Annotated in this window: 5 protein-coding genes; 2 read left to right on the top strand and 3 right to left on the bottom strand. The window is 47.7% G+C overall.

Features of this window, described 5'->3' with window-relative positions; all coding sequences use genetic code 11:
- Positions 1–955 precede the first annotated feature (955 nt).
- The gene (locus ACO06L_RS20950; RefSeq protein WP_421846198.1) at positions 956–1,165 is read left to right on the top strand and encodes a hypothetical protein; all 210 of its coding nucleotides are present in this window, start codon (positions 956–958) and stop codon (positions 1,163–1,165) included.
- Positions 1,166–1,285: 120 nt separating this feature from the next.
- Here ACO06L_RS20950 and ACO06L_RS20945 read toward each other — a convergent pair whose 3' ends face one another.
- From ACO06L_RS20945 to ACO06L_RS20935, 3 genes are all read right to left on the bottom strand, one after another.
- On the bottom strand, positions 1,286–2,473 hold the full coding sequence (locus tag ACO06L_RS20945; RefSeq protein WP_069183789.1) for a DcaP family trimeric outer membrane transporter: 1,188 nt from the start codon (positions 2,471–2,473) through the stop codon (positions 1,286–1,288).
- A gap of 348 nt (positions 2,474–2,821) precedes the next feature.
- Entirely contained in the window at positions 2,822–3,733 is a 912-nt protein-coding gene (locus ACO06L_RS20940; RefSeq protein WP_075195747.1) for a helix-turn-helix domain-containing protein, read from the bottom strand.
- A gap of 102 nt (positions 3,734–3,835) precedes the next feature.
- Positions 3,836–5,266 (bottom strand): NAD-dependent succinate-semialdehyde dehydrogenase, encoded by a 1,431-nt coding sequence (locus ACO06L_RS20935; protein WP_069183787.1) that lies wholly within the window; start codon positions 5,264–5,266, stop codon positions 3,836–3,838.
- A 506-nt stretch (positions 5,267–5,772) separates the two neighbouring features.
- Here ACO06L_RS20935 and ACO06L_RS20930 point away from each other — a divergent pair.
- A complete protein-coding gene (locus ACO06L_RS20930; protein WP_075195746.1) occupies positions 5,773–6,765 on the top strand; it encodes a LysR family transcriptional regulator in 993 nt (330 codons plus the stop codon).
- Positions 6,766–7,083 lie beyond the last annotated feature (318 nt).

Here is a 7,083-nt window from a genome sequence, read left to right as displayed (position 1 = left end):
GCAAGTTGCAGGAGAACTTCAAAGTATTAATAAACGAGATCAATAAGAAAGTTATAACTCTCGACGGGCTCGCCATAGCGCCGATGATGATACATATCAGCCTTGATATTCTGGCCCGATTTCTATTCAACACCCCCCGCCCGGAATAATCACCATAGTTGCTTACTTATACATCATCATCGCGATCTTCCTGCCACTGCCGTACGCCGAGCGGATCAACTCGTCGATTGCCGTGGAAATACTGACCACAAATTTCTCTCGCAAAACTCAAAACCGCCTGAACGAGTAGATCTACCTGTTGATCAGTACAACCGTATTTGTGATGACCCTCTAAGCCCTCAGAGTAGCCCTGAATAAATACCGGTCCAACACGTCAATTACTGCAGAGTAAAGTGTCCGGTAAAGAGGGCTACCCTTATTCCCAGGCCATTCTTAAATATATAATGATCAGCTGCCCGGAATATCAGAGTGAATTCGCGTCAAGCAACCAAGTCTATACCCCGATTGTATCTATACCCTCTTACGTAATGTTCTGTAATGCTATAGTAAATACGGTTGAAGAACTAAACGGCAAGCGCTTGCGAATATCTGGGGCTTCCTGGGCTCGCTGGGCGAAGAATTTCGGGGAGATTATCGGTAGCAATCCCGATACATGAAGTTTATGAAGTACTCGAGCAAGGTTTTGTGGATTGCACCTTCCTCTCACCCGCAGAACTGGCCAACTTCAATCTCCATGATGTTGTCAAAAACATAACTACCGACGTTCCAGGCGGTCTATATGCCGCAGGTCGAGCAACAACTCTTAATCGTGACCCGTGGAATCGTTTCAACACCAGAGAAAATGAGGGTCCGCTGAAGGCCGGACGGATTATGGCTGCCTATGTTAGCTTCCTCTATCAGCAACAAGCTGATAGCGACATGATTAAAGCAGAAAAGAAAGGCATCAACATCCTGGATGGCAGAAGGCAATTTCCTCGAAAAATCAAGAGATTTTATCAAAGAAGATCTAAAATTTTCCCCGGAATTCTACGCAGACGAATATAACATTGATGGGGCGAGAACCAAGAAGCTTGCAGACAAGATGTCCGAACTGATAGAAAAATGGAACGGACTTGTCGGAATTATCGAGGCAGCAGATCAATTGGCTGAACTTTACTGGAATTAAATTTATTCGAAACCTGATCCTGCTCCTTATGGGACATAAAAAACGACACTGATCCATACAGAAAAAGGCCCCGACTGAGAGTCGGGGCAACCAAAGGCACAACAACGCTTAAGTCAATGTTCAGAAAGTGTATTTGGCCATCGCCTGAAGACGTGTCGCCTTCCCTTCACGCCCCCCAACCAATTCTCGAGTATGGTGGCTCACTTCAATCCCGTAATCGACACTCTCGATGGGCGACCACAGGTAGTTCAAATAAAGGCTCGTATTTTGTTCGCCCTCATTGCTAACGTCGACATTTCTTATGTCATCCAGATCAGCTTCCGACACACCATAGGCCAGGTTTGCTAAACCAGGACCAACAGCCACGGATATCCCAAGAGTACCGCCAACGGCTTCAATAGCTTCGAGTTCGCCAGCAACAGGGTCATAGTAGGCCGGCGCAGCCGGGTTTAACCACAGGTAACCACCAACACCCTCTCCGTAGACTACTGCACCTTGCAGGCTCACCCTTGATGAAACGGGCATTTTTCCCGAGAAGGTGACACCATAACCGAATTCGTCTTCTTCCCGGTCAGCAGCGGCATCATAAACAGTCAACTGCCGCAACACGGCCCCTAAGGAATAGTTCAGACCGCCCAGAGCATCGTCATATCTGAGAGTCAGATCTGGAAGGGTACTCTTGATTTCGACGGTCTCTTCCGTTTCATAGGCTAGGCCTCCTTGCTTGTCAGCTTCCTCTAAAGCTATAGAGAGCCCCCCTGTTGAGTAACGAATCTGCGCCTGACGGTCCAGATTTGTTTGTCCGACCTGACCGGTGAAATCAATGCTCGGAGTGTAACCAAGAAACGTCGAAAAGTTCGTTTCGGTTTGACCTGCAAGAATGCCATTCCATGTACCGTACCCCTGCCGGAGTCGAAAGGTCCCGCCGGGCCCATAAAAATCGCCTTCAACCCGGGTCTCGATATTTCCCAGTTCGGTAGGAGTAACGGTTGAAATGCCGATCCTGGACTCTAGGGCGTGCGCGTCAAAATGACCATCGGGGCCACTTGTATCGTCAAGCCTGATATTCTGGTGGAGAATCGAAATACCAAGAGGCGAATCGAAATCATAGATGAGGTCAAGCTTTGCGTAACCATACAGCGTAAGGTTAGTGTCGCCCACTGTGATGCTTTCAGAAAATGCTGGGAGGGATGCTGTCGCCAATAGAATTGCACACGACAGTTTTGATTTCACCACCTTAAAATGGTTACGATTCGTTTGTTTCTCAAATTTATCAGCAATACTCTTGTTTATTTTTTTCTGGATCATCTGGCTTTTCCTTTGTTGATTTTTTATAAAACCAAATCAAATGATCCTGATATAGACCTTTGGAATATTGAATGTATTTATTAATTTTTTGAACCAGAACATAAAAAATAAATTTTATTAAATGGGACCAAAACATTTTTTTAGATTTCGAGCAAAGATTATAACTAGCATAGACACCGAAATTGCTGCATCGCAATTCTGGTTGAAAACCCCTTGCAACTACAGGATCGGGGAAGACCGTATGGGAGTTGGGTTGTGCCGGAAAAATCAGCCAGGCATCAAAACAATGCCCGACTCACTCTGCAAGCAGAGGGTCGGGCATCTAAGGCAAATATCTTGATCAGCAGTTCAACAAAATTTGGTTAGTTTCGTCTTATTCCTATACCTGTTAGGCGTTGTAGAAAATTTGTTCTTGAACAGACGCGTTAGATGGCTCTGATCGGAAAAACCACACTCCATTGCAATAACCTTGATTGGTATATCCATCGGCGACTCAAGCATCGCCTTCGCCATTTCTAGCCTACGCTGAAGAATATAGGCGTGTGGAGGCATACCAAACGCATTTCTGAACAGACGAATAAAGTACGAATTGCTAAATCCTGAGATTTCCGCTAAATCATCGATACTTATACATTGATCAAGGTTTTCAGCAATATATTCTTCAATCGTTTTTTGTTTTGAAACAGGCATACTTCGATCAATCTGAATTTCACGAAGCTTGCATTGAGAATACTCCCTAATCATATGGATACATATCTGAGTCTCAATGGTATCTGCATACAGTTGACCACCGAGACTTTCACCCAGGCACTCCCGTTCGTATGACTTCATCAACTCAGCCAGTGTGGCATCCTGAGAAACAGCTCTATGATCGATATTCAAACTGTCAACATCTTTCTCAAAGAGATCATTAGCGACTTTTTTTATCGCAGACTCGGAGACATAAACGTGTGAGACCTGAATATCATTTGTCCAGAACCATCGAGATGGCTCTCCACGCGCCAGAATTGTCACGCTATCGGTACGAGCATCCTGATCTGCCCACTTACCCGAATGGAAGAAACCAAGATTTTCAGGCGGAGACTCCCACCTGACCAGCATGTAATCCCGCATTTCAGGGATATAAACTTCAGTTTTATCGAACCGATAGTTTCTCATCGAAAGCCGATTTTTTAGCGTATTTTCTACAGTACCCTCACAGATTACCTGCCCAGGTATAACATTTAGAATGTCATTTGGTGCTAACAAGCTACTGGCCATGAACGGTCTCCTTTTTATTTTTGATCGAAAGACCCGAAGATAAAATTAAGTTTATAACCATTTAACTCAAAGCAAACTCTTACTCTTGGCTCTCAACCGACATCAGCTCATCTGAGTCACAAACTTGGTAGCCAGATAACTATCAAAGGTCTCACTGCCACCTTCCCTACCATAGCCGCTTTCCTTGACGCCCCCAAAGGGAGTTTCCGCCAACGCCAGCCCTATGTGGTTCACAGAGACCATACCGGCTTCCAGGCCATTGGTAATACGATGGGCATTGCTAACAGATGAGGTGTACGCATAGGCAGCCAACCCGAAGGACAACTGGTTAGCTCGTTCCAGCACTTCGGTGATGCTGTCGAACGGCACAAAACCTGCAATTGGGCCAAAAGGTTCATCATTCATGAACATCGCATCATCAGGAACATCTTTGAGAACCGTTGGTGGATAAAAGTTTCCCGCGCCAGACGGCGTCTCACCGCCCGTCACCAACACACCGCCCTTCTGACAAGCGTCGTCAACGAACTTCTGCATCTCCGCGACCCGACGAGATTGGGCCAGAGGCCCCATCGTTGTGGAGTCATCGGACCCACATCCTACTTTGATTGTCTTTACCTCTTCCGAAAACCTGGAGACAAAATCGTTGTAGATATTCCGCTGAACAAAGAACCTCGTCGGACAGATACAAATCTGCCCCGCGTTCCGAAACTTGAATCCGACCAGGTCTTTAACGGCTTTGTCGATATCTGCGTCGTCACAAACAATGACCGGCGCATGACCGCCAAGCTCCATGGTGCAACGTTTCATATTAGCTCCGGCAAGTGACGCCAGCTTCCGACCGACCGGCGTAGAGCCGGTAAAGCTGATCTTCTGAACAATCGGCGACCTGATCAAGTACTCGGAAATCATGCCAGAGTCACCAGATACGACGTTAAAAACGCCCTTTGGCAAACCTGCATCATGGAATATTTGTGCCATCAACATTACGGAGGCAGGGGTGTCACTTGACCCTTTAAGAATAACCGTACAGCCAGCGCCAATGGCAGCGACAACTTTGCGGAAAGCCTGACTGAAAGGGAAATTCCACGGCGAAAAAGCAACGCACACTCCTATCGGTTCCTTGAGTGCAGTTTGTTGTACATTCGATTTTCGTGAAGGAATGACACGACCATATATTCTGCGGCATTCCTCCGCGTGCCATTCAGCATGCTCAGCACAGGACAAGACCTCGCCAATGGCTTCGCGAACCGGCTTCCCTTGTTCCAGCGTGAGTACCCGCCCCGTGTTCTCTGCTCTTTCTCGAATAAGCTCGGCCACCTTCCGTAAAATCCGAGAACGCTCCACGGCGGGTTCCTTCTTCCACAAACGAAAGGCTTGTTCCGACGATTCCAGCGCCCGGTCCAGGTCACTCTCACTTGCATAAGGTAGCGTGGCCAGAACCTCATTATTGGAGGGATTCATGACCGACTGGCTGGATTCACCATGTCCGTCCACGAACTGACCGCCGATGTACATCTTGAGATTGGGGTACATATTGCTTCTCCGTCTTGTTTTTGGTTCTCCTCCCGCCCGACAAGCGCTTGTCTCGCGCCAGCAACAACGTGCTCCAGTAGACCAAAGCACTCACATTCCTGCTTTGCTTGGTTGAGCTACTCTTCACGTCGATGGCGAGTACGTCTGAAAGGGGTAGCGCGACCCTCAAAGAATCCGCGCGGGCTGATTCGAACGATTGCTACAACCCTGACCTTTCGTCGTCACAATACTGCAAATGATGCAAGGGCTACTTGATAGCGTCTTGAAGCAATTTGTCCGCTAATTGAATAAAAATGACAAAGATCAAAAAAGCCAAACGCCGCGACAAAGACCAAACCAGAACAGATAACGCATAAACCAATGTTTCCATTATCCTTTTTAATGACCTTGTTTGAAACGTAACCAGTATCGTTTTTTTCTATATTTCCTAGTAACCGTTGGTATAGCTTAAAGGACGGACCGCAATCAGCGGGATACGGCATCTAACAATAAATGGTCAAGACTGTATGGCTTCCAACCTCAAGATTGATCTTCGCCAACTGAACAGCTTTCTTACCATTGCCAAGAGAGGTAGTTTCAGTCGTGCCTCGGAGGCGCTATTCATTGCACAACCGGCCTTAAGCCGCCAAATTAGATTGCTTGAAGAAGCCCTGGATGCTGAGCTGTTTGTTCGCCATGGGCGGGGTGTTTTGCTGACGACCGCGGGAGAAGTTCTTTATGAACGCGCCAAAGGCCTGCTTAAGGATACAGAACAGCTTCAAGCAGATGTGGCGGCAGTCTCTGGGACCGTAACCGGTCAGGTGAAGCTGGGATTGCTTCCAACGATCTCCAACGAATTGGCAACGATGATCGTCAAACAGTTCCGCACACTTTATCCACGTGTAAATCTCGCAGTGAGATCAGCCATGAGCGGCACGCTGCAGCAAATGGTTTCTCAGCAAAAGCTGGATTTGGTGATCACTTATGATCAAAGCAAGCATAAGAACTTGCGCCATACCCCACTGATTGACGAGCGTTTTTTCTTGATTGCTCCGCCGGACACCGAAATCTCGAAACGGAATACGGTGAATCTTGACGAAGTTCTCAATCTACCGCTGATCCTACCCGAAGAAAAACATGGCTTGAGAGCGCGAATGGAAAAGGAAGCGATGCAAAGGCACAAAAAAATCGACCTGGCCTTTGAGGTCAGTGCGTGGCCGCTTCTAAGCGAGATGATAAAGCAACAGCTCGGTTATACCATTTTATCCTCTGCCACTGTCAGTGAAATGGTGGAACGCGGGGAGATTGTTGCCGTCCCTATCGTTAAGCCCGAACTCTACCGTTCGCTGGCGATAGCTACTCCAGGCAACCGCCCCGCTTCAATCGCTGTCAGAAAATTGATTGAGGTGATTTTCTATCAGGTTGCACAACACGTCGAATCCGGGCGATGGAGCGGCAAGCTACTATTTGAAAAACCCGTTGATTGTAAACATCCCTGTTTTAGTTGCACCGCTGATTAGAGTTTTCCGCCCGTTGGTGTTTCGCCAGATATTCCCATGGCGTCAGATCTTCCAGTGAATCGTGGGGCCGGACATGGCTCTGGCGCGAGTCATCCAGGTGTTTGGTTAAGGCAGGCCCCACTGCGCCTACCTGTTCGCCAACAAACGAGGCAACCGGATTAAAGTGCTGGTCCACGATGGTCTTGGTACTAGATGTGTGCCCACCGGCTGAACCGGGGCAAACTCCACTGGGGCGAAACCTGGCGCGGTGAGCAACTGCGCCTGACCGAGTAACAGTTATACGCCTTGGTTCAGTGTCAGCACCGGTGTTAAAAGTCC

Origin of the sequence: Marinobacter sp. (assembly GCF_965229985.1) — a bacterium.
In the GTDB taxonomy this organism is placed as follows: Bacteria; Pseudomonadota; Gammaproteobacteria; order Pseudomonadales; family Oleiphilaceae; genus Marinobacter.
The sequence above is the reverse complement of the archived record's forward strand: the minus strand, read 5'-3'. Positions and strand labels throughout refer to the sequence as shown.

Excerpts from the sequence above, each read along its gene's own strand:
- ACO06L_RS20945 (WP_069183789.1), bottom strand. The coding sequence starts at position 2,473 with ATGATCCAGAAAAAAATAAACAAGAGTATTGCTGATAAATTTGAGAAA.
- ACO06L_RS20935 (WP_069183787.1), bottom strand. The coding sequence starts at position 5,266 with ATGTACCCCAATCTCAAGATGTACATCGGCGGTCAGTTCGTGGACGGA.
- ACO06L_RS20940 (WP_075195747.1), bottom strand. The coding sequence starts at position 3,733 with ATGGCCAGTAGCTTGTTAGCACCAAATGACATTCTAAATGTTATACCT.
- ACO06L_RS20930 (WP_075195746.1), top strand. The coding sequence starts at position 5,773 with ATGGCTTCCAACCTCAAGATTGATCTTCGCCAACTGAACAGCTTTCTT.
- ACO06L_RS20950 (WP_421846198.1), top strand. The coding sequence starts at position 956 with ATGGCAGAAGGCAATTTCCTCGAAAAATCAAGAGATTTTATCAAAGAA.